19 protein-coding genes are annotated in these 19,771 nt (G+C 65.0%); 7 read left to right on the forward strand and 12 right to left on the reverse strand.

The features are described 5' to 3' along the window. Positions 1–3: 3 nt before the first annotated feature. Positions 4–1,908 (reverse strand): diguanylate cyclase domain-containing protein, encoded by a 1,905-nt coding sequence (locus tag JQ587_RS32630; RefSeq protein WP_212428073.1) that lies wholly within the window; start codon positions 1,906–1,908, stop codon positions 4–6. Positions 1,909–2,079: 171 nt separating this feature from the next. Then, the gene (locus JQ587_RS32635; protein WP_212428074.1) at positions 2,080–2,295 is read right to left on the reverse strand and encodes a hypothetical protein; all 216 of its coding nucleotides are present in this window, start codon (positions 2,293–2,295) and stop codon (positions 2,080–2,082) included. A 111-nt stretch (positions 2,296–2,406) separates the two neighbouring features. On the opposite strand from JQ587_RS32635, the gene hemE reads away from it, so the two are divergent. Continuing rightward, positions 2,407–3,441: a uroporphyrinogen decarboxylase gene (gene hemE / locus JQ587_RS32640; RefSeq protein ID WP_212428075.1), complete on the forward strand. Its 1,035-nt coding sequence runs from the start codon at positions 2,407–2,409 to the stop codon at positions 3,439–3,441. A gap of 180 nt (positions 3,442–3,621) precedes the next feature. Here hemE and hemC read toward each other — a convergent pair whose 3' ends face one another. Together hemC and JQ587_RS32650 are read right to left on the reverse strand one after the other, a co-directional pair. Continuing rightward, positions 3,622–4,602: a hydroxymethylbilane synthase gene (gene hemC / locus JQ587_RS32645; protein WP_212428076.1), complete on the reverse strand. Its 981-nt coding sequence runs from the start codon at positions 4,600–4,602 to the stop codon at positions 3,622–3,624. A 109-nt stretch (positions 4,603–4,711) separates the two neighbouring features. Then, positions 4,712–5,302, reverse strand: coding sequence for a TetR/AcrR family transcriptional regulator (locus JQ587_RS32650; protein WP_212428077.1), 591 nt, complete (start codon positions 5,300–5,302; stop codon positions 4,712–4,714). A 350-nt stretch (positions 5,303–5,652) separates the two neighbouring features. Between JQ587_RS32650 and JQ587_RS32655 the strand changes: the two genes are divergently transcribed. The 3 genes from JQ587_RS32655 (at position 5,653) to JQ587_RS32665 (ending at position 8,658) form a co-directional block, all read left to right on the forward strand. After that, a complete protein-coding gene (locus tag JQ587_RS32655) occupies positions 5,653–6,018 on the forward strand; it encodes a nuclear transport factor 2 family protein (protein WP_212428078.1) in 366 nt (121 codons plus the stop codon). A gap of 327 nt (positions 6,019–6,345) precedes the next feature. Continuing rightward, the gene (locus JQ587_RS32660; protein ID WP_212428079.1) at positions 6,346–8,307 is read left to right on the forward strand and encodes a putative bifunctional diguanylate cyclase/phosphodiesterase; all 1,962 of its coding nucleotides are present in this window, start codon (positions 6,346–6,348) and stop codon (positions 8,305–8,307) included. A gap of 105 nt (positions 8,308–8,412) precedes the next feature. Further along, positions 8,413–8,658: a hypothetical protein gene (locus JQ587_RS32665; RefSeq protein WP_212428080.1), complete on the forward strand. Its 246-nt coding sequence runs from the start codon at positions 8,413–8,415 to the stop codon at positions 8,656–8,658. 389 nt (positions 8,659–9,047) lie between these two features. Here the strand turns inward: JQ587_RS32665 and JQ587_RS32670 are convergent, their stop codons facing one another. The 5 genes from JQ587_RS32670 to pgm form a co-directional block, all read right to left on the reverse strand. After that, positions 9,048–9,422 carry a hypothetical protein gene (locus tag JQ587_RS32670; RefSeq protein ID WP_212428081.1) on the reverse strand — a complete coding sequence of 125 codons (375 nt, stop codon included), beginning with the start codon at positions 9,420–9,422 and terminating at the stop codon, positions 9,048–9,050. Positions 9,423–9,657: 235 nt separating this feature from the next. Then, on the reverse strand, positions 9,658–10,638 hold the full coding sequence (locus JQ587_RS32675; RefSeq protein WP_212428082.1) for a PDR/VanB family oxidoreductase: 981 nt from the start codon (positions 10,636–10,638) through the stop codon (positions 9,658–9,660). Next, entirely contained in the window at positions 10,589–11,410 is an 822-nt protein-coding gene (locus JQ587_RS32680; RefSeq protein WP_212428083.1) for a GntR family transcriptional regulator, read from the reverse strand. The genes JQ587_RS32675 and JQ587_RS32680 overlap by 50 nt, the downstream gene beginning before the upstream one ends. A gap of 5 nt (positions 11,411–11,415) precedes the next feature. After that, the gene (locus JQ587_RS32685) at positions 11,416–12,465 is read right to left on the reverse strand and encodes an aromatic ring-hydroxylating dioxygenase subunit alpha (protein ID WP_212428084.1); all 1,050 of its coding nucleotides are present in this window, start codon (positions 12,463–12,465) and stop codon (positions 11,416–11,418) included. Between the two features lie 311 nt (positions 12,466–12,776). Then, the gene (gene pgm / locus JQ587_RS32690; RefSeq protein ID WP_212428085.1) at positions 12,777–14,423 is read right to left on the reverse strand and encodes a phosphoglucomutase (alpha-D-glucose-1,6-bisphosphate-dependent); all 1,647 of its coding nucleotides are present in this window, start codon (positions 14,421–14,423) and stop codon (positions 12,777–12,779) included. A gap of 314 nt (positions 14,424–14,737) precedes the next feature. Here pgm and JQ587_RS32695 point away from each other — a divergent pair, with 314 nt between their 5' ends. Both JQ587_RS32695 and JQ587_RS32700 read left to right on the forward strand, forming a co-directional pair. Continuing rightward, positions 14,738–15,124 (forward strand): c-type cytochrome, encoded by a 387-nt coding sequence (locus JQ587_RS32695; protein WP_212428086.1) that lies wholly within the window; start codon positions 14,738–14,740, stop codon positions 15,122–15,124. Positions 15,125–15,278: 154 nt separating this feature from the next. Beyond that, complete coding sequence (locus JQ587_RS32700) at positions 15,279–16,418, forward strand: alpha/beta hydrolase family protein (RefSeq protein ID WP_212428087.1); 1,140 nt, start codon at positions 15,279–15,281, stop codon at positions 16,416–16,418. A 20-nt stretch (positions 16,419–16,438) separates the two neighbouring features. Here JQ587_RS32700 and JQ587_RS32705 read toward each other — a convergent pair whose 3' ends face one another. Continuing rightward, the gene (locus tag JQ587_RS32705) at positions 16,439–17,254 is read right to left on the reverse strand and encodes a winged helix-turn-helix domain-containing protein (RefSeq protein WP_212297445.1); all 816 of its coding nucleotides are present in this window, start codon (positions 17,252–17,254) and stop codon (positions 16,439–16,441) included. A 284-nt stretch (positions 17,255–17,538) separates the two neighbouring features. Here JQ587_RS32705 and JQ587_RS32710 point away from each other — a divergent pair, with 284 nt between their 5' ends. Then, on the forward strand, positions 17,539–18,387 hold the full coding sequence (locus JQ587_RS32710) for an MBL fold metallo-hydrolase (RefSeq protein WP_212428088.1): 849 nt from the start codon (positions 17,539–17,541) through the stop codon (positions 18,385–18,387). Positions 18,388–18,391: 4 nt separating this feature from the next. Here the strand turns inward: JQ587_RS32710 and JQ587_RS32715 are convergent, their stop codons facing one another. Together JQ587_RS32715 and JQ587_RS32720 are read right to left on the reverse strand one after the other, a co-directional pair. Continuing rightward, positions 18,392–19,276 (reverse strand): aldose 1-epimerase family protein, encoded by an 885-nt coding sequence (locus JQ587_RS32715; protein WP_212428089.1) that lies wholly within the window; start codon positions 19,274–19,276, stop codon positions 18,392–18,394. A 102-nt stretch (positions 19,277–19,378) separates the two neighbouring features. After that, the coding region (locus tag JQ587_RS32720; protein ID WP_283815706.1) for a UDP binding domain-containing protein at positions 19,379–19,771 on the reverse strand (393 nt) is incomplete at its 5' end.

The following is a 19,771-nucleotide window of genomic DNA, read 5'->3' on the forward strand; positions in this document are numbered from 1 at the left end:
CAATTACTCGCCGACCGCCTTGGGCAGCAGGTTCGCGACTTGCACCGACATCATCAGGCGGTCACGGCCGCCCTCCTTGGCCGCATAGAGCGCCTGATCGGCAGCCTCGACGAGGGTGCCAACGCCCGCCGTGCGCTCCAGCGCAGGCCTGCAGGCCGCGCCACCCAGCGAGGCGGTGACGCAGCCCGCCGCGCGATTGCTGCTGTGAACGAGGCCGGCCTCGCGGATGGCTTTGCGGATCCGCTCGCCGATCCGGGCGCAGCCGGCGGCATCGGTGTTCGGCAGCAGCATGGCGAATTCCTCGCCGCCATACCGGGCCGCGAGATCGCCGACCCGCTGCATCTCGGCCGCGATGACCTTCGCCACCACGCGCAGGCAGGCGTCGCCCGCAGGGTGGCCATATTCGTCGTTGTAGGACTTGAAGTGATCGACGTCGATCATCAGGAGGCCGAGGCTGGAACGGTCGCGGTAGGCGCGCGCCCATTCTTCCTTCAGCCGCTCATCGAAACGGCGGCGGTTGGCAAGCCCGGTGAGGCTGTCCTCGATCGCGAGCGTCTCGAGCCTGGTCTCCAGTTGCTTCTGCGCGGTGATGTCGCGCGTGATCGCGACCACGCCGTCGACGTTGCCGTTGTCCTTGCGCGTCACCCGCATGGTCGATTCCAGCCAGACCTCGGACTTCTCCCGGTGCACGTTACGGTAGGTAAGGCGCGCTTCGTCCCTGTCGCCGCGCTTCATGGCATCGACGATCGCCTGCACCTGCGGCCGGTCCTCGGGATGGATTCCAGCGAGCGCGTCGGTGCCGATCAGCTGATTGGCGCGCCAGCCGACGACACGATTGCAGGACGGCGAGACATAGCGCAGCCGCTCGTCGAGCCCGATGCGGGTGACCATGTCGCTGGAGCCTTCGGCGAGCAGACGGAAATGCGCCTCTTTCTCGACCAGTGCCGCCGCCATGCGATGGCCGCGCTGCAACTGCCGTACCAGCACCGCGCCGATGATCGCAATCAGCATCACCAGCGCGACCACGTACAGCATGCGGGAGATTGCCGCAGCCCGCCACGGCGAGAGCAACTCATCCTTGTCGACGGTTGCGAGCAGCACGAGCGGGTACCGACCGCTGCGCTTGAAGAAGCTGACGCGCTCGGCGCCGTCCAGCGGCGACTTGAACTGATAGGCACCGCTCGGCAGCTGCAGGCTGGCATCGCGGAACAGCGGCGTGTCGGCGACGCTGCGGCCGACGAACTTCTCGTTGTTCGGATTGCGCGCAATGATCAGCCCCTCGCCGTACATCAGCGTCACGGAGCTGTTACGGCCGATCTCGAACTGCTCGTAGAAATGCGACAGATATCGGGAACCGATGGCGGCGAGCACCACGCCGCCAAAGCTGCCGTCGGGCTTGTTGAAGCGGCGCGACAGGGTGACGACCCATTCGCCGTCCACGAGGCTCTTCACGGGGCGGCCGACATAGGCCTCGCGCTTGAGCGAGAGCCGGTGGTGGCGGAAGAACGTGTCGTCGCTGAGCGTCGAGGCGATCGTGCCGGGCGAGGTCAGCCAGTTGCCCTGGTCGTCGATGATGGCGAGGCTATGGACGCGCTCCATCGCCTTCTTGCGCGCTTCCAGGAGGTTGCGAAGCTTCGCGATGGTGACGGGATCGGCGCCATCCATCTCCAGCCGGCTGACGACGCCGACGACGCCGGAATCCAAGAGATCGAGGCTGTCCTCGGCATGCTGCGTCAACGAGCGCGCGACGTTCGCCATCTCTGTTTCGGCGCCCTTGAGCACCGCATCGCGCGCGGCCCATTCGCGCCAGCCGCTGACACCGAGGATCGCCACGCAAGTGAGCACGACGAAAGCTGCCGCGCGCAACGACAAGCGGCTCCATCCGGCTCTGTAAGAGGCGACGTTCATGCGGCAGAAATCTCCAATGGCTGGAAACTCTGCTGCTTCTCTTATTGAACCCTGAAGCGCCCGCAAAAATTCGCATTCATCTACGGGTTTTTCCGTACTCCTACGGACCGGGCCCTCCGCAGATCACTAACAAGGTCTTATCAAGACTATCGGAATCCGGCGGCACGGCCGCTAGCTGAAGATGGACTTAACCTTGTCCCAGAGCGAGGGATGGTCGGCCTCCGCGTCGGCCTTGGACGGTGTCGGCTGTGCGGCACTCACGGGATCGGATGCGGGGAAGGTATCTTCCAACCCGGTGTCGAGCTTGGCGTGACGATCGGCCGCGAGCGCTTCGCGCAGATCCTCGGCATGCTTGTCATGCGGCGCGGGATTGAATGTCTGAGCCATGGAATTCCTCCTCCATTGCCTGGTCAACGCTGCGGATTTGCGCTGGTTCCCCTGTTCCGATTCCGCTCGCGGCGGTGTATCAGGAACCCCAACTCTGGATCAGGATGTCTCGTGCCCCAGTCTGCGACAAAGCCCTTCATCGACGTGCTCTCCGGCCAGCGGCAATCCATCCCGCCCATGTGGATGATGCGGCAGGCCGGCCGCTATTTGCCGGAATATCGCGAGGTCCGCGCCAAGGCCGGCGGCTTCCTCGATCTCTGCTTCAATCCGGAGCTTGCCGCCGAAGTCACGCTGCAACCGATCCGCCGGTTCGGGTTCGACGCGGCGATCATCTTCTCCGACATCCTGGTGGTCCCCTACGCGCTCGGCCGCTCCGTGCGTTTCGAGGTCGGCGAGGGTCCCCGGCTCGAGCCGCTGGATGATCCGGCCAAGGTCGGAACGCTCGCCGCCCGTGCCGACTTCGGCCTGCTCGCGCCGGTGTGCGAGGCGCTCAAGATCGTGCGCGGGGCACTCGATCCGAAAATCGCGCTGATCGGCTTCTGCGGGGCGCCATGGACGGTTGCGACCTACATGGTCGCGGGCCAGAGCACGCCCGATCAGGCGCCGGCGCGGATGATGGCCTACCGGCATCCCGAGGCATTTTCGAAGATCATCGACGTGCTGGTCGAGAACTCGATTCAGTATCTGCTGGCGCAACTCGAGGCAGGCGCCAATGCCCTGCAGATCTTCGACACCTGGGCCGGCGTGCTGCCGCCGGCCGAGTTCGCGCGCTGGTCGACCGAGCCGACCCGGCGCATCGTCGAAGGCGTGCGCGCAAAAGTGCCGGATGCGAAGATCATCGGTTTCCCGCGCGGCGCCGGCGCGCAATTGCCTGGTTACGTCGAGGCCACCGGCGTCAACGCCGTCAGCATCGACTGGACCGCGGAACCCGCCTTCATCCGCGAGCGCGTGCAGAGCAAAGTCGCCGTGCAGGGCAATCTGGATCCGCTCGCGCTGATCACGGGCGGCGCGGCGCTCGACCGCGCGGTCGACGACGTGCTGGCGAATTTTTCGCAAGGGCGCTTCATCTTCAATCTCGGCCACGGCATCCAGCCGGAGACGCCGATCGCCCATGTCGAGCAGATGCTGAAGCGGGTGCGCGGCTGAAAAATTCCGGCTCCTCAGGAGGCGGAAACCAAAACCGCGAAAACAACCCCATGCACAGTAGAAATCGTTGAAGGATTTCGCGCCGCACGGATTGAGCGCCGTTCACAGCGACGTTTGACACGTCGGGCAAAACAGGCGCACGATGGCATGATCCCGACGACCGCGACTTCGCAAGGATGCCTAGCGCGGCCGGCTGCGCTCGATGATCTCGGCGGCGCCCTTGCCCAGCAGATCCAGTCCCACGGCACGGCCGAGCTCGCGCGGGCGATTGGCCGGACCGGCACGCGAGGCTTCGATGATGGTGTTGCCGGAGAGATCGAGCACGGACGCGGTCAGCGACATCTGATCGCCTGAGATCGTGGAGAAACCCGCGACCGGCGAATTGCAGTGACCGTTGAGCACCCACAGCACCTCGCGCTCGGCGTCGGCACAGGCATGCGCGGCGGGATCGTCGATCGACGACAGGATTTGTCGCGTCTGCCAGTCCTGCGCAGCGCATTCGACGGCGACGATACCCTGCCCTGCCGCGGGCAGCATCTCCGCCGCCGTGAACTCATAGGCGATGCGGCTTGCAAGGCCAACGCGATCGAGGCCCGAACGCGCCATGATCAGCGCGTCCGCAGGTCCGACGGCGCCGCCATCCGGCAGGCGCTGCATCTCGCCGTTGTCGAGCTTTCGCACGCGCGTGTCGGCGGCGCCGCGGAAGTGGATCACTTCGACATCGGGAAACAGCCTGTGCGCATAGGCCGCGCGGCGCACCGCATTGGTGCCAATTTTAAAGCCCTTGCCGCGCGACTGGCGCAGCGCCGCCAGCGTGACGCCTTCGCGCATCACCAGCGCATCGCTGGGCGGATCGCGTGACAGCGTGGCGCCGATGACGAGGCCGGGCGTGTCCTCGTTGCCAGGCATGTCCTTGAGCGAATGCATCGCCGCCTGGAGCTCGCCCGCAAGCACGGCGGCGCGGATCTGCGCAACGAAGGCGCCGCCCTTGCCGCCATGGGGCAGGAGCTTGCTGGTCTGGTCGAGATCGCCCGTGGTGTCGAACTTGACGATCTCGACATCGAGGCCGGGCACGGCGGCGGTCAGGCGGCGCGCAATCTCTTCCGTCTGGGCCAGCGCCATCGCGCTCTTGCGGGTGCCGATCTTCAGTCGCGTAGCCAAGCCGTTCTCCATCCAGGATGTGTGCCGCGCGCGGGGCGCATCCTGCCCATACGACAGGTCGAGGCCGGATGGTAGATGGCTGCCGCGCGCGGGGCTGAAATTAGCACAATCATGCCGCGACGCGCAGCGCCTCGACCAGCGACTTGAAGGCACGGGCATATTCCGCACCCGCCCTTGCGATATCGGCACGTCCGGCGCAGGCGACCGCGGCCTCCGTCACGGCACCGAGCAGCAGCCGCGCCAGCGGCTCGACCGGCTGCTTTGCGATCAGGCCGGCCTCCATCGCCATCGCGAGCGCGCGCGGCATCTTGCCACCGAAATGCTTGGCGTCGATCTCGCGCCAGCGCTCCCAGCCGAGCACGGCCGGGCCGTCGCGCAAGATGATCTGGCCGGTCGGGCCCTTGGCAGTCGCGGCAAAATAATGCTGGGTGCCGGCGACCATCGCGGCCAGCACGTCCTTCTCGGTGCGCGCCGCACCGTCGATCTCGGCGACGAGATCGCGCGAGACGGAATCGAACACCGCTTCGAACACCGCCTCCTTGGTCTTGAAATGATGATAGACCGCGCCCTTGGCGATGCGGGCAGCTTCGGCGATCTCGTCCATGGTGGTGGCGGCAAAGCCGTGCGTCCCGAACAGCCGGCGCGCCGCCGTCAGGATCGCCTCTGTCGTCGCCGCTCGCCGTTCCGCCTGTTTCGCCATGGGTCCTCGTTGGTAGCGCGATGAGGTGATGTCGAAGCAAAATTCGGCCACCAGCAACACTGTTTCTGTTCCCTCCCCCCTTGTGGGGGAGGGTGAGGGAGGGGGGTGTCACGCCGGGATTCTATCGATCGCGCACCACCCTCATGCATCATCAACAACTGGCACTCTTTGCTGGGCTACCCCTCTCCCTAGCCCTCCCCCACAAGGGGGGAGGGAACGCACCTCCGTCGGAGTACCAGCTGTGCTTCACCCATCTGGCTGTAATCGAATTCGCCGCAGGCCACCAGTTGACTTTTCGACTATCAGTCGGTATTTACCGACCAATAGTCGGTTTTACTAAGAGGTGCCACATGCCGAGCCGTGAGATCGTGGAAGCCTTTGCGCGGCGTCTGGAGACCGGGGATTTCGTCGGCGCGATCGAGCAATTCTACACGCTCGATGCCGCAACTTACGAAAACAACGCCGCGCCGATGGTCGGACGGGAGAAGCTGGCAGCAAAGGAGCGCGGCGTGCTCGCCGCCTTCCGAGAGGTCAAGGCCGTTCGCGTCGGCCCAAGCATGATCGAGGGCAATCACGTCGCGACGCGCTGGATCTTCAGCTTCACGAATGCCGAAGGCGTCACCCGAACGCTTGACGAGATCGCTTGGCAAACCTGGCGGGGTGACGAGCTGATCGAGGAACGGTTCTTCTACGATCCGAAGCAGCTCGGGCGGTGATGCGCCCGAACACCGCTGTCATCGCCCGCGAAAGCGGGCGATCCAGTACTCCGAGACAGTGGTGATTGAACCGACAGGCCGCGGCGTGCGGGATGCCCCGCCTTCGCGGGGCACGACAGCGGAGATGTTGGCGAACATGCCCCATCGTTACAGCCGTAACGCCGGCCTCCGCATTTGTATCGATTTGTTATCGATACTCTCGATCGAACACGCAGAAGTGGTCACGGCGACCGCGGCAAACGGCGATAATTCATAGTTCGTCAAAGGTTTGCGGCGAATTTTCCGGATCGGACCGGACGAACGGCGCATGCTCCTGCAGGCTGTGGAATGCGGACTCAACTGACCAACCATGTCGCGCGGCTGTTCGCCGGCGATCTGTCGGCCTTTGGCGGTCCCGCAACCGACGAAACCGTTGCCGGCCATATCCGTGCCGAGCAGATGTCGCTGGTGCTCGGCTATTCGGTCGGCATCATGCTGGCCAATGCCTGCAATGCCACCGTGCTCGCGATTGCGCTGTGGCAATCGCCGAACCGGACCTTCGCGTTGATCTGGGCGGTCGTCGTGGCAGCCGCGGCGATTGCGTTCGGCCTGCAATCCCACGCTTCGCGGCGGATCACGAAGCCGCAATTCGTCTCCCGCCGCGCCATCCACCGGCTGGTGCGCAACGCCTTCGTTCTCGGCGTCGCCTGGGGCATCGTCCCCGTCGCCTTCTTCACGGACGCCTCCACCGGCGGCCAGCTCGTCATCACCTGCCTGTGCTCGGGCATGCTGGCCGGCGGCGCACTCGCCTTTGCCACCATCCCGATCGCGGCCATCGCGTTCACGGCGCCCATCTTCGTCGGCATCGCCATCTGTCTCAGCCGAAACGGCGACCTCGCCTTCCTGCTGATCGCCTTCCTCGTCGTGGTCTATGGCAGCGTGCTGCTGCGCGGCGTGTTCGTCAATTCGTTCTCTTTCGCGCGGCGGGTGATGCGGCAGATCGAGGCGGAGCGTACGGTCCGGCGAGACCCGCTGACCCAGCTGCCGAACCGCGTCGCCTTCAACGAGACGCTCGACGGCGCGTTGAAGCGCCTTGCTCTGTCCGGCGAAGAATTCGCGGTGCTGCTGCTCGATCTCGATCGCTTCAAGGAGGTCAACGACCGCTTCGGCCATCCCGCCGGTGACGAATTTCTGGTCCAGGTCGCCGGCCGCCTGCAACGATGCACCCGCGCGGCCGAGCACGTCGCGCGCATCGGCGGCGACGAGTTCGCGCTGGTGATGGCCAATCTGGTCCGGCCCGAGGAAGCACTCGAGATCGCCGAGCGCTTCGTCGCGGCCTTCACCGAACCGTTCCTGATCGAGGGCTGCGAGATCCTTGGCGCCACCAGCGTCGGCATCGTGCTGGCGCCGCGAGACGGCAACACCCCGCTCGACATCATGAAGAATGCGGATGCCGCGCTCTATCGCGCCAAGAAGGCGGGGCCTGGCACAATCCGCTTCTTCGAGGAAGCCGACGACAGGGTCTCGCGCGATCGCAAGGCGCTGCAAGCGGATCTCGCCGGCGCCGTCGCGCGCGACGAGTTGTTTCTGGTGTTCCAGCCGTTCCTCGATCTCGGCAACAATCGCATCACCGGCTTCGAGGCGCTGCTGCGCTGGCAGCATCCCTCGCGCGGCCTGGTGCCGCCGAGCGAGTTCATCCCGATCGCCGAGGAGACCGGGCTGATCCACGAGATCGGCGAATGGGTCATTCGCCGCGCCTGTGCCACGCTCAAGGACTGGCCGGAGGACATCCGGGTCGCCGTCAACTTCTCGGCGGCGCAGTTTCACAACACCGGCATCCTGCAAACCATCGTGCAGGCACTGGCGGACGCCAAGGTCGCACCTGACAGGCTCGAGATCGAGATCACGGAATCGATGCTGCTGTCGAAATACGGCTCGGCCGCCTCGATCTTGAACGCGCTGCTGGAGTTAGGTGCCACGGTTGCGCTGGACGATTTCGGCACCGGATTCTCGTCGCTGACGTACTTGCGCAAGCTGCCGTTCAGCCGCATCAAGATCGACCAGTCCTTCATCCGCGACATGCTGGTGCAGCCGGACTGCGCCGCGATCGTGAAATCCGTGATCTCATTGGCGCGCGACCTCGACATCGACGTGGTGGCCGAAGGCGTCGAGACCGCGGATCAGCTCGAATACCTGCGCCAGATCCGTTGCGACGAAGTGCAGGGCTATCTGATCGGGCGGCCGGTGTCGGCGGATGGCGTGCAGACGCTGCTCAACTCGAAGAAGCTGAGAGCGATTTTCGCGGCGTAGGTCCAACTCGATCGGTCGGAAACGAAAGTGACCCGTTACGGGCCTTCATTGAGTCCGCTAAAACATGGGGCGCGGCCCAACATGGGGACATGATGGAGACATCACTTGCAAGGTGACGTCCGATATTGGTTTCCCGCCAAGCGCTACGGCTGGGGTTGGGGGCCGCCAATAACCTGGCAAGGTTGGGCGACCCTGGTAGCCTTTCTGATCCTGATTGCCATTGGCGCAGCCTTGATACCCACGCACACATTGGTGGGGTTCATTGCCTATGCTGTTGTGCTGACCGTTCTCTTTGCCGGAGTGTGCTGGTGGAAAGGCGAGCCGCCGCGATGGCAGTGGGGCGGTGAATAGCTTTTCGTCCGGGCGACCAGCAAGGGAAGATCGTTGCTGGGCCCTTGGCTGACTTCTCCGCGCGTTCCCGCGATGGCCGCAAGTGACCCAACTGCGACATTGATCGTCGCTTGTTCTCCCATTGTCGGCAGCGTATCGGGATGGAAATTTCGTGCACCCCGGACGGAAGCAAGAGCTGGGTCGATTGGCCTACTGTCTTACACTGATCGCGCCACAGCGGCCCGGGCCGTGGTAGGTCCGGGCCAGCCTCTAGGCGGGCCGCGCTGCTGATGTTTACGGCGTCTGCGGCGGCAGTTCACCAAAACTGCTATAGGCCGTTATGGCGCACCAACGGTGTGCCCCGTTGCAGACAGCAGCGCGAGTTACGGGACGCAAGGTTTGGGGGCGCGCTATTTCACGGTAATCGAAAGGTTCAATGAGCCGTTGACGGTGTAACCGTCCTGCTGCTGTTGCCGACCGAACTCGCGTCCGATGGTGCTCGAAACCTGCTCGATACGGCAATCCTTGGCCAGAACCTCGCGAAGCACTTCGCATTCGCGTGCAGCGATCTCGTAGATCGAGCGCCGAGCATTTTCGCTCGACTTTCGTGCCTCGTTGCTGTCCCCAGTTGGTCCCGGCACAAAGAAGTTGAAATTCGTTTGCACGCGAACCCAGGTTTCCTGGCGCTGTCCGGCTGCTTGCCCGACCGTTTGAGCCATCACTGGTGCCGTCAAAAACAACGGCAAGGTGAGACTTGGCAAGAAGGCAAAACGAAACAACGGCATTCGGGACACTCCAGATTGACGCGATACTGAGGGTCTATCAATCCCAGATTGCCGAAACACGAACCAACTACCGGACAAACGCGATCGCCATTTCATACCTCATTAAGGAAAGCGAAGTCTCGCTCCTAACGTCGGCTTGTGGCCCCAAAAGCGAAGATGGCGACGACGCCCAGCTCAGTGGCGATTGAGGCAAAACCGGACCTCACAGGGACACAGCCAAACCGACGCGATTCAGTCAGACCGCATCCGCCCGCAGTAGCGTGTCCACCGTGATGGTCCCTCGCGCGCGGGAGACGCAGGCGCAGATCTTTTCGTTGCTTTGCTTCTGGTGATCGCTGAAGAAGACGTCGCGATGGTCGATCTCGCCGTCGACAGCGACGACGTCGATGGCGCAGAGGCCGCATTCGCCGCGCTTGCAGTCGGATATCACCTCAAAGCCGCTGGCGTTGAGCACGTCCAGCATCGAGCGCTCGCGGGGGATTTCGAGCTCGACATCGGAGCCCTTCAGGCGCACGCGAAACGCTTCGGTCGGCAGCGTGCCGCTGGAGCCAAACGTCTCGTAGCGGAGATCGGCGAGCGGATGGCCGGCGCCGACCCAGGCGTGGCGCGCGGCATCGAGCATTCGCATCGGGCCGCAGAACAGCGTCAGCGTGCCCTTCGGCAGCGACGCGAACAGGGCGTCGAGATCGAGCCGCCTGTCTTCATCGCTGGCATGGACGACCAGCCGGTCGCCGAGCACCTCGGCGAGATCGTCGAGATAGGCGGCATCGCCACGTGAGCGCACGGCATAGTGCAGCGAGACATTGGCGCCGCGACGAGTCAGCGCCTGTGCGGCGCCGAGGATCGGGGTGATGCCGATGCCGCCCGCGATCAGGCAATAGCTTTCGCGCGCCCAGTCGACTGCGACCAGCGAAGCGGGCTGCGTGATGTCGAGCCGCGCGCCCGGCTGCAACGACCACATATAGCGCGAGCCGCCACGGGAATCCTCGGCGCGGCGCACCGCAATCCTGAAGCCGTGCGGCGAGGCCTCGCCGACCAGCGAATAGGACCGCGTCTCCGGCAGGCCGCCGATGGTGACGCTGACATTGATGTGGCTGCCGACCGGATAGGTCGCGCCGTCGTGCTGGTCGGGCCGGATCAGGAATTCGCGGATGCCGGGCGAAAGGTCACGGGTCGACACCAGCGTCGCCGGAATCCAGGTCTCGATGAAGCGCATGGCATTGCCCTCGATCGGTTGCGGTCTTGATCAGCGCGAGCGCCGGCAGGAGGTCGAGATGGGTTCTGTTGCGCAGCGCCAGCCGCAGGTTTCGCACCGCGAGCCGGGCGTGCTCGCGCATCACGGCCTCCGCCCGCGCCCCCTCGCGGTTCTCGATGGCGTCGATCACGACGCGGTGGTGCTCCTGCCCGATGATCAGGATCTGCTGCGCTTCGGGCAGCGCGGATTGCGCCATCACGAAGCCGCTGGGCGAGGCGAATGGCAGCGCCGAGGCGCGATCGATCTGGCGGATCAAGGGCGGGCTGCGCGACAATTCGGTGAGCAGCGCGTGGAAGCGCGCGTTCAGCGCGACATAGGACGAGAAGGCCTCGATCGAGATCGGGATCTGGCGCAGCAGCTCGTCGATTGCAGCCAGGCATTCCTTGAGCGGCTCGAGCTCGCGTGCGGAGACGCCGCGCTCGGCTGCGAAACGTGCGGCGAGGCCTTCCAGCGTGCCGCGCAGCTCGATGGAATCGGAGATGTCGCGCTCCGAAAACGCCTTGACCATGAAGCCGCCGGAGGGGATCGCCTCCAGCAGCCCCTCCTCCTCGAGCCGCACCAATGCCATGCGCACCGGCGTGCGCGAGGCGCCGGTGGTCTCCACCGCCTGAAGCTCGGAGATGCGCTCGCCCGGCCGCAAGGAGCCCGACAATATCTGGTCACGCAGCGCGAGCTGCGCCTTCACGGTCTGCGAGACGGAGCGGTCGACCTCACGCTCGGGCGCTGCTTTCACCTGGATTACTCCGCGGCCTGAAGGTGCGTCGGCGGGTTTTCTTTCGCCACCATCCTGTCGATCAGCTTGCGCGTCCACATCGCGCCGGCATCGATGTTGAGATTGTAGAAGATGCGATCGGGATTTTCGTCCATGGCGCGCTGCTGCGCTTCGAGGATCAGCTCGTCTTCGTGAAAAATGCCGGAGACGCCCTCGCGAATCTCGGTGGTGATGCGCTGCTCACCGATCTGGTAGCTGCGGACGAAGGCCCAGAAGTAATGGCAGGTCTTCTCGGTCTCGGGCGTGATGGTGTTGAGCACGAAGCCGTTGACGCCCTGCGAGCGGTCACCCTCGGGTGCACCGGTGCCGGTCGGCGCCACGCCGACATCGATGGCGATGGTGCACGGGGCTTCGAAGCGGATGATCTGCCAGCGATCGACCAGACCGGGCTTGCCGAGCTGCTTGGCCCAGAACGGCGGCGCCTCGATGCCGCGCATCCAGCGCGTCACCGTGACCGTCTTCTCGCCATGGGTGACGTCGAACGGCGCTTCGGCGACCGCGTCGTTCCCGATCGAGGAGCCATGCACGAAGGTCTCGTGGGTGAGGTCCATGAGATTGTCGAGCACGAGGCGGTAGTCGCAATTGACGTGGATGGTCTTGCCGTCGCCGGCCCAGGCCGGATCGTGATTCCAGTGCATGTCGGGGACGAGCGCGGGATCGGCCAGCGCAGGATCGCCCATCCAGAGCCAGATGTAGCGGTGGCGCTCGACCACGGGATAGGCGCGCACGCAGGCAGACGGATTGATGGTCTCCTGCGAGGGCATGAAGGTGCAGCGCCCTTGCGAATTGTACTTCAGGCCGTGATAGCCGCAGACCACCGTGTCGCCTTCGAGCCGGCCCTTGGACAGCGGCACCAGGCGGTGCCAGCAGGCATCCTCCAGCGCAGCCACCGAACCGTCGGCCTTCCGATACATCACGATGTGCTTGCCGCAGATCGTGCGCGGCAACAGCGCCGGCTTCACATCCGCGTCCCAGGCGGCGGCGTACCAGGCGTTCATGGGGAAGGGCTTTGTCATGGGCGATCTCCCAAGGCTTATGTATGCGATATGTATACAATAGCTGGGAGGTGGAATAGTTCAAGTGCGAAAATCCCGTATTAAATTACCTATTCTTGATGCTATGTATACATTCTTTAAAAGCCGAGCTCTCGCCGCGAGCTCGGTCACCTCTCCCGCCTGCGGGGGAGGTCGGCGCGTAGCGCCGGGTGGGGGCTCTATCCACTCAGGGATGCTCTCCGTAGACCTCGAAGAGTCCCAGCGCGGAGAGACCCCCACCCCAGCCCTCCCCCGCAAGCGGGAGAGGGAGCGCACTGTCGCCTGAGCGAGAGCTACGCCCCAAACACCTTCGCGAGCCCGGCCTGCGCTTCCTGCTGAATCCGCTTCAGATGATCGGTGCTGCGGAAACTTTCCGCATAGATCTTGTACACATCCTCCGTCCCCGACGGCCGTGCCGCGAACCAGCCGAAATCGGTTTCGACCTTGATGCCGCCGAACGGCTGGCCGTTGCCGGGCGCTTTGCTCAGCGTTGAGCGGACGGGGTCGCCGGCGAGATCCTTGAGGCCGAGCTGTTCGGGCGTCACGGATTTCAGGATGTTCTTCTGCGGTCCGGTCGCGGCGACGTCGATGCGCGCGTAATGCGGCACGCCGAACTCGGCGGTGAGATCGCCGAACAACTGGCTCGGATCACGGCCGGTCTTCGCCATGATCTCGGCGGCGAGCAGGCCGAGGATGACGCCGTCCTTGTCGGTGGTCCACACCGAGCCGTCGCGGCGCAGGAACGAGGCCCCTGCACTCTCCTCGCCGCCGAAGCCGAAGCTGCCGGTGAGGAGCCCGTCGACGAACCATTTGAAGCCGACCGGCGTCTCGACCAGCTTGCGGCCGAGCTTCTTGGCGACGCGATCGATGATCGAGCTCGACACCACGGTCTTGCCGATCGCAGCATCTCTGCCCCAGTTCGGGCGGTGCGCGAACAGATAGGAGATCGCGGTCGCCAGATAATGGTTCGGATTCATCAGGCCGCCGGTGCGCGTGACGATGCCATGGCGGTCGGCGTCGGTGTCGTTGGCAAAGGCGACGTCGAAGCGGTCGCGCATCGCGATCAGGCTCGCCATCGCGTAAGGCGAGGAGCAATCCATGCGGATCTTGCCGTCCCAGTCCACCGTCATGAAGCGGAAGGTCGGGTCGATCGCCTCGTTGACGACGGTGGCCTTCAGGCCATAGCGCTCAATGATCGGATGCCAGTAGTGCACGGCCGCGCCGCCGAGCGGATCGATGCCGATATTGATGCCGGCGGATTTGACCAGCTCGAGATCGACGACATTGCCGAGATCGGCGACGTAAGGCGTGATGTAATCGTAGGCGTGGACGGTCGACGATTTCAGCGCCCTGGCATAGTCGATGCGCTTCACGCCCTTGAGGCCGTCGGCGAGATAGGCGTTGGCGCGCTTCTCGACCACGGAGGTCGCGTCGGTGTCGGCCGGGCCACCATGCGGCGGATTGTATTTGTAGCCGCCGTCCTCGGGGGGATTGTGCGAGGGCGTGACGACCACGCCGTCGGCGAGGCCGCCAGTGCGGCCCTTGTTGTAGGTGAGGATCGCGTGCGAGATGACGGGCGTCGGCGTGTAGCCGTGGTCCTTGTCGATCATGATTTCGACGCCGTTCGCCGCGAACACCTCGACCGCGCTCGCCAGCGCCGGCTCGGCCAGCGCGTGGGTGTCGATGCCGATGAAGAGCGGGCCGGTCAGTCCCTTCTCTTTCCTGTAGTCGCAGATGGCCTGCGTGGTCGCGAGGATGTGCCCCTCGTTGAAGGTGTTCTTGAACGAGGTGCCGCGATGGCCTGATGTCCCGAACGCCACCCGTTGCACCGGATCCGATGCGTCCGGCTTGTTGGCGAAATAGGCCGTCACCAGCCTTGGAACATTGGCAAGCGCGCTCGGCGCAACCGGCTTACCCGCCGCGGGATCGACTTCTGCCACTTCAACTCTCCGTACCTTCAAACGACAGCCTAGAACACCATACCATCGGCCGGCGCATCGCCAAGCCGCTTACCGGACCGGCCGACGTCGTCCTCCGGTCAACGATCGACCGACAACGCCGACCGGGCACCGGATGATCCATGGCGATGACGCATAGCGCTCCTCGTACTTTGGTCCCGGGTCTCGGTTGATGCAGGACAAAGACGCTGCCGCCCCGCGTGGGCACGCTGCTCTCCGTTTGATCAAGGAAAGTCGGGATTCGCAGGATTGGCCTGCTGATCCCCTTGCTGATCCCTTGAGGGAGTGGACTCAAGATGACTGGACGTCTGATCTTCGCGCTCATGCTGGCCCTGGTGGCGTCGTCTTTGCCCCCGCGGCCGGCCTCCGCCGCCGATGGCGATTCGGCCGCGGGCAAGGCCGTCTTCCAGCGAACCTGCGAGAACTGCCACGCGGCGGTGATCGGGGTGAACAAGGTCGGCCCGAGCCTCTGGAATGTCGTCGGCCGCAAGCCCGCCGCCGTTCCCGACTTCGCCTATTCTGATGCCATGAAGGCCAACAAGGAGCCCTGGACGTCAACCGCTCTGGACGCCTACCTCGCCGACCCCCGCGGCGACGTCCACGGCGTCAAGATGTTCTTCAAGGGACTGCCGAGCCCCACCGATCGGGCCAACGTCATCGCCTATCTTCAGACGCTGAAATGAACACTTGGCGCGGACGCCAAGCGCGTTGTTCGAGCGCTGCAGCGCTCACGCGGCCCTTCGGGTCCTGAGGGCTCCAGGCCGATCCGAACAACGTCCGCTCGCCGGGACCTGCGATTCTGATATGATTCTCGCGGCCACGGAGAATCATCCCCCCATGGACTTGGCGCGCTGGCATCTGCCCGTGCTCATTCTGCTCGCCCTCGCGGGGGCTGCGGCTCGCGCAAACGCCGCGGAGTTCTACACCGAGGATTTGCGGATCCCGATGGCGGAGGCCGGACCGCAGGGGCTGGAGGCGTTTCTGGTCCGCCCCACCGGGACCAAGCGCTATCCGCTGGCGCTGCTGAGCCACGGCTCGCCGCGCAGCTTCGACGACCGCGCGACGATGTCGGCGCACAAATATTATGGCATTGCGCTGGAATATGCCCGGCGCGGTTTTGCCGCGCTGATCGTGATGCGGCGCGGCTACGGCACCTCGCCCGGCGGGCGCATCGACAGCGTCGGCGGCTGTGCCAATGCGGCCTATCTGCCGGCGGCAGCCGTTGCGGTCGCCGACTTGCGCGCCGCGATCGATGCGATGGCACGGCGGCCCGATGTCACCACGTCAGGCATGATCGCGGCCGGACATTCCGCCGGCGGGCTCGCCACCGTGGCGCTGACCGCGCAGGCCCCGGCCGGCCTCGTCGCCGCGATCAGCTTTGCCGGCGGTCGCGGCTCGCGCGACGATGACGACGTCTGCAACGAGGATGGGCTGGTGCAGGCCTTTGCCAGCTTCGGCAAGACCTCACGCGTGCCGATGCTGTGGGTCTATGCGGCCAACGATTCCTATTTCGGCCCCGCCCTGGCGCGACGTTTTTACGACGGATTCCGTGCCGGCGGCGGCAACGCCAAGTTCGTCACGGCGCCGCCTTACAGCGATGACGGCCATTATCTCTATTCCGTGGTGGCCCGCCCGCAATGGACGCCCTATCTCGACGCCTTCCTGCGCGAGCGCGGGCTCGCCCACGACATGCTGAGCGCGCCCGATCCGCTGCCGCCGCCGGGCCAGCTCAACGACGCGGCCAAAGCCGAGTTCTCGCGCTATCTCGCCAGCACCACGCCGCACAAGGCTTTTGCCGTGTCCCCCAATGGCGGTTACGGCTGGCGCTCGGGGCGCGACACCGTGGACGACGCGCGACGCGATTCGCTGGCGGCCTGCATGAAATGGTCGCCGACCTGCACGCTCTACGCGGTCGACGACCAGCTCGCCGGCGGCACCCAAAGGACATCGACGGACCAGAGCTCGCGCGCGCGATAGGCACGCGACCGCGGACCGAGCTAGAGCCGTTCGCTGAGCGCGAGCTTGTAGCCGACACCGGTGACGGTGGCGATGACGGGCGTGCCGCTGCCGACGAGCTTGCGGCGCAGCCGCGCCACCAGCGCATCGACGGTGCGGATGTCGACCTCGGCCTGGCGGTTGCTGACGACCTCGATCAGGTAGTCGCGGCTCAGCGGCCGTCCGTCCGCGCCGACCAGCGCGGCGAGCAGGTCGAACTCGGCGCGCGTCAATGCCACCGGCTTGCCGTCGCTGCCGAGCAGCTCGCGCCGCGTCAGGTCGATGATCCAGTCGCCGAAGGCGATCGAATTGTGGTTGCGTGCGGCCTTGCGATCGATCGAGCGACGCCGCAGCACGCTGCGCGCACGCGCCAGCAGATCGCGCAGATTGATCGGCTTGGTAACGTAATGATCGCCGGCGATCTCGAGGCCGAGGATGCGATCGACGTCGGTGTCTCTACGGGTCACGAAGATGATGCCGGCGTTGCTGGTCGCCTGGATCTCCTTGGCGAGCTCGAAGCCGTCGCCGTCGGGCAACTGCACGTCGAGGAAGACGAGGTCGGTGCGCGCGCGCAGCGCCTGGCGGCATTCCGCGCAGGTGCCGGCGCCGACCACGTCGAAATTGTTCTCGCTGAAGTAACCGACCAGCATCGTTCGCGTCACGGGATCGTCTTCCACGACGATCAGCCGCTCGCGTCCGATGGGCCGCAGTTCCCGAAGCGCGGAATCAGCCACGATGTTGGATATCCTGTGTCCCTGCGACCCGGTGGACAAATTCAGATCGCCGCGTGATGCGCTGTCTTGTGAACGGACATTCACGGCCTATTCGAGCCCCCGAATTGCATGCCGGAATACTAGGCGCGTTGCGTCGCCCAAACAATATAGGTCACGGTCCTGAACCATTTACTATGAATTGTCCCACACTTCTCACTGAGCGCATCGATACTTCAAGAATCTTCCGACGTGGCGGGCACCCATGATTCCGCTGATCCGAATCCGAATTGAACCGAGCGTTCCGCCGCGCAAGTCGGCGCGGCTTGCCTGGCGGCCGCCTTCGACCCTAGTCTGATCGGATCGGCCGGCTTCGCACGGGAGGAGGCGCCATGGAAGTCATTCTGCTCGGCACCGGCGGCCCGCGGCCGGACCCGCGCCGCACGGCGACGACCACGCTGATCAGGCTCGGCGAGGAGAACATCCTGTTCGATGCCGGCCGCGGCGTCATGGTGCAGCTCAGCAAGGCGGGCGTGCCGCTCGGCACCATCAACACGGTGTTCCTCACCCATCACCATTTCGATCATATCGGCGACCTCTACGATGTGATGCTGAATTCATGGATGCATGGGCGCAAGGATGAGCTGCGCATCTTCGGGCCGCCCGACACCGAACGGCTGGTCAATACGCTGGTGACGCAAGTCTACGACAAGGACATCGCCTGGCGCGATCAGGGCGAGCCGACCTTCGGCGGCTGGAAGCCGGTGGTCGCGACGGACATCATTCCGGGTCCCATTCTCGACACCGGGCGCTGGAAGATCAGCGCCGAGCTCGTCTCGCATGGCGACGGCCTCGACATGTCGCCGGCGTTCCTCGCGCGCTGGATGTGCCTCGGCTACCGCTTCGAGGCGGAAGGCAAGGTCATCGCGATTTCCGGCGACACAGTCCCCTGCCCCGGTCTCGAGCGGCTGGCCGAGGGCGCCGACCTGCTGGTCCAGGTCTGCTTTCTGGCAACGCCTGAGATCAACAACGAGCATTTCCGCCGGCTTGCGAAATACACGATCGCCTGCGGCGACACCGTCGGCAAGATCGCGGCCAAGGCCGGCGTCAAGAAGCTGGCGCTGACCCACCACAGGCCGCGCACCGACGACGCCATGCTGAACGCGCTGCTCGCCGACGTTCAGAAGGACTATTCGGGTCCTGTCATCATCGGCGAGGATCTCACGCGGATCGAGGTGTGAGCGCTTAAGACGTTCCCACCTCGATGCGGAACGACAACCGCTCCTCCGCCGCGGGAGCGATCTGCATCAGGCCCGGCTTGTCGCTGAATTCGCCGTCGAAGTCTTTGGGGCTGGCGTAGCCGCGCCAGGGTTCGATGCAAAGGAACGGCGCGCCCGATGGTTTCGACCAGACACCGAGCTCGCGAAAGCCGCGCCAGGACATCTTGAGCCAGGGACCGGCGCCATTGGTGGCGGCATAGCGAACGGCGCGGCTGTTGACGGGATCGAGGATGACGGCGTCGTTGGTGAACAGGGATTCCGACAGAGGAAGCACAGTGCCTCGCACCGGGCTCGGATCCGTTGCCGCAAGCAGGAGCCCGCCCTCGACACGGCGAACCGGAGACGGCTCCTCGTGCGTGAATGTCAGCGCGTAGCTCTCCTTCGGCACGCCGGCCTGAAGCGGCCAGTTGAAAGCAGGATGGCCTCCGAGCGACACCGGCAATGTCTCGCCGCCAGTGTTGACGATTGTGAGCGAGAGATCGAGACCGGATTCATCGAGCGCATAGGCCGCCGTCAGCCGAAACGCGAACGGATAGAGCGCGCGCGTGGCCTCGCTGTCTTCGAGCACGAGCGAGCACCTGCTCTCGCCGCGCTCCGTCCACGCAAACCGGCTGTCGCGCGCAAAGCCGTGCTGGGTCATCCGGTAGGTCTCGCCCCGATGCCGCATTTCGTCATCGGCAAGACGCCCGACGATCGGAAACAGCAGCGGCGCATGGCGCGTCCAGGCCGGACCTGCCTGCCAGACGAATTCGGTGCCGTCCTTGTGCCTGAGCGAGCACATCTCGGCGCCATGCGCCTTGATGGTCGCGGTGAGTCCGCCGCAGCGAATCGTGTGTGTATCGTCGGTCATGACAGTCTCCATGGCGGCAGCCGCGACCGGATCATATCGCATCGGAAACGATTTCGCCCGCCTCGCCCGCGAGGCGGGCGATCATCAGTTCCGCATGACTTGTCAGGCCTGGGGCGAGCGCCCGACGCTCTCGTAAGTGAAACCGGCCGCAGCCATCTCTTCGGGACGATAGATGTTGCGGAGGTCGACGACGACGGGCTGCGCCATGGTCGCCTTCAGCCGGTCGAGATCGAGCGCGCGGAACTGCACCCATTCGGTGACAATGACGAGCGCATCGGCGCCCTGCGCGCACGCGTAAGCATCTTCGCAATAGGTGATGTTCGGCAGCTCGCTCCTGGCCTGCTCCATGCCAACGGGATCGAAGGCCTTTACCTTCGCGCCCATGTCGAGAAGGCCGGTGACCAGCGGGATCGACGGGGCATCGCGCATGTCGTCGGTGTCGGGCTTGAAGGTCAGGCCGAGCACCGCGATGGTCTTGCCGCGCAAGCTACCGCC

Origin of the sequence: Bradyrhizobium manausense, assembly GCF_018130615.1 — a bacterium.
Taxonomy (GTDB): domain Bacteria; phylum Pseudomonadota; class Alphaproteobacteria; order Rhizobiales; family Xanthobacteraceae; genus Bradyrhizobium; species Bradyrhizobium manausense_A.

What these genes read in the sequence shown, in the direction of transcription:
- JQ587_RS32685 (WP_212428084.1), bottom strand. Translation starts at nt 12,465, where the DNA reads ATGACAAAGCCCTTCCCCATGAACGCCTGGTACGCCGCCGCCTGGGAC.
- JQ587_RS32700 (WP_212428087.1), top strand. Translation starts at nt 15,279, where the DNA reads ATGGACTTGGCGCGCTGGCATCTGCCCGTGCTCATTCTGCTCGCCCTC.
- JQ587_RS32715 (WP_212428089.1), bottom strand. Translation starts at nt 19,276, where the DNA reads ATGACCGACGATACACACACGATTCGCTGCGGCGGACTCACCGCGACC.
- JQ587_RS32660 (WP_212428079.1), top strand. Translation starts at nt 6,346, where the DNA reads ATGCGGACTCAACTGACCAACCATGTCGCGCGGCTGTTCGCCGGCGAT.
- JQ587_RS32695 (WP_212428086.1), top strand. Translation starts at nt 14,738, where the DNA reads ATGACTGGACGTCTGATCTTCGCGCTCATGCTGGCCCTGGTGGCGTCG.
- JQ587_RS32670 (WP_212428081.1), bottom strand. Translation starts at nt 9,422, where the DNA reads ATGCCGTTGTTTCGTTTTGCCTTCTTGCCAAGTCTCACCTTGCCGTTG.
- JQ587_RS32630 (WP_212428073.1), bottom strand. Translation starts at nt 1,908, where the DNA reads ATGAACGTCGCCTCTTACAGAGCCGGATGGAGCCGCTTGTCGTTGCGC.
- JQ587_RS32675 (WP_212428082.1), bottom strand. Translation starts at nt 10,638, where the DNA reads ATGCGCTTCATCGAGACCTGGATTCCGGCGACGCTGGTGTCGACCCGT.
- JQ587_RS32655 (WP_212428078.1), top strand. Translation starts at nt 5,653, where the DNA reads ATGCCGAGCCGTGAGATCGTGGAAGCCTTTGCGCGGCGTCTGGAGACC.
- JQ587_RS32650 (WP_212428077.1), bottom strand. Translation starts at nt 5,302, where the DNA reads ATGGCGAAACAGGCGGAACGGCGAGCGGCGACGACAGAGGCGATCCTG.
- JQ587_RS32710 (WP_212428088.1), top strand. Translation starts at nt 17,539, where the DNA reads ATGGAAGTCATTCTGCTCGGCACCGGCGGCCCGCGGCCGGACCCGCGC.
- JQ587_RS32635 (WP_212428074.1), bottom strand. Translation starts at nt 2,295, where the DNA reads ATGGCTCAGACATTCAATCCCGCGCCGCATGACAAGCATGCCGAGGAT.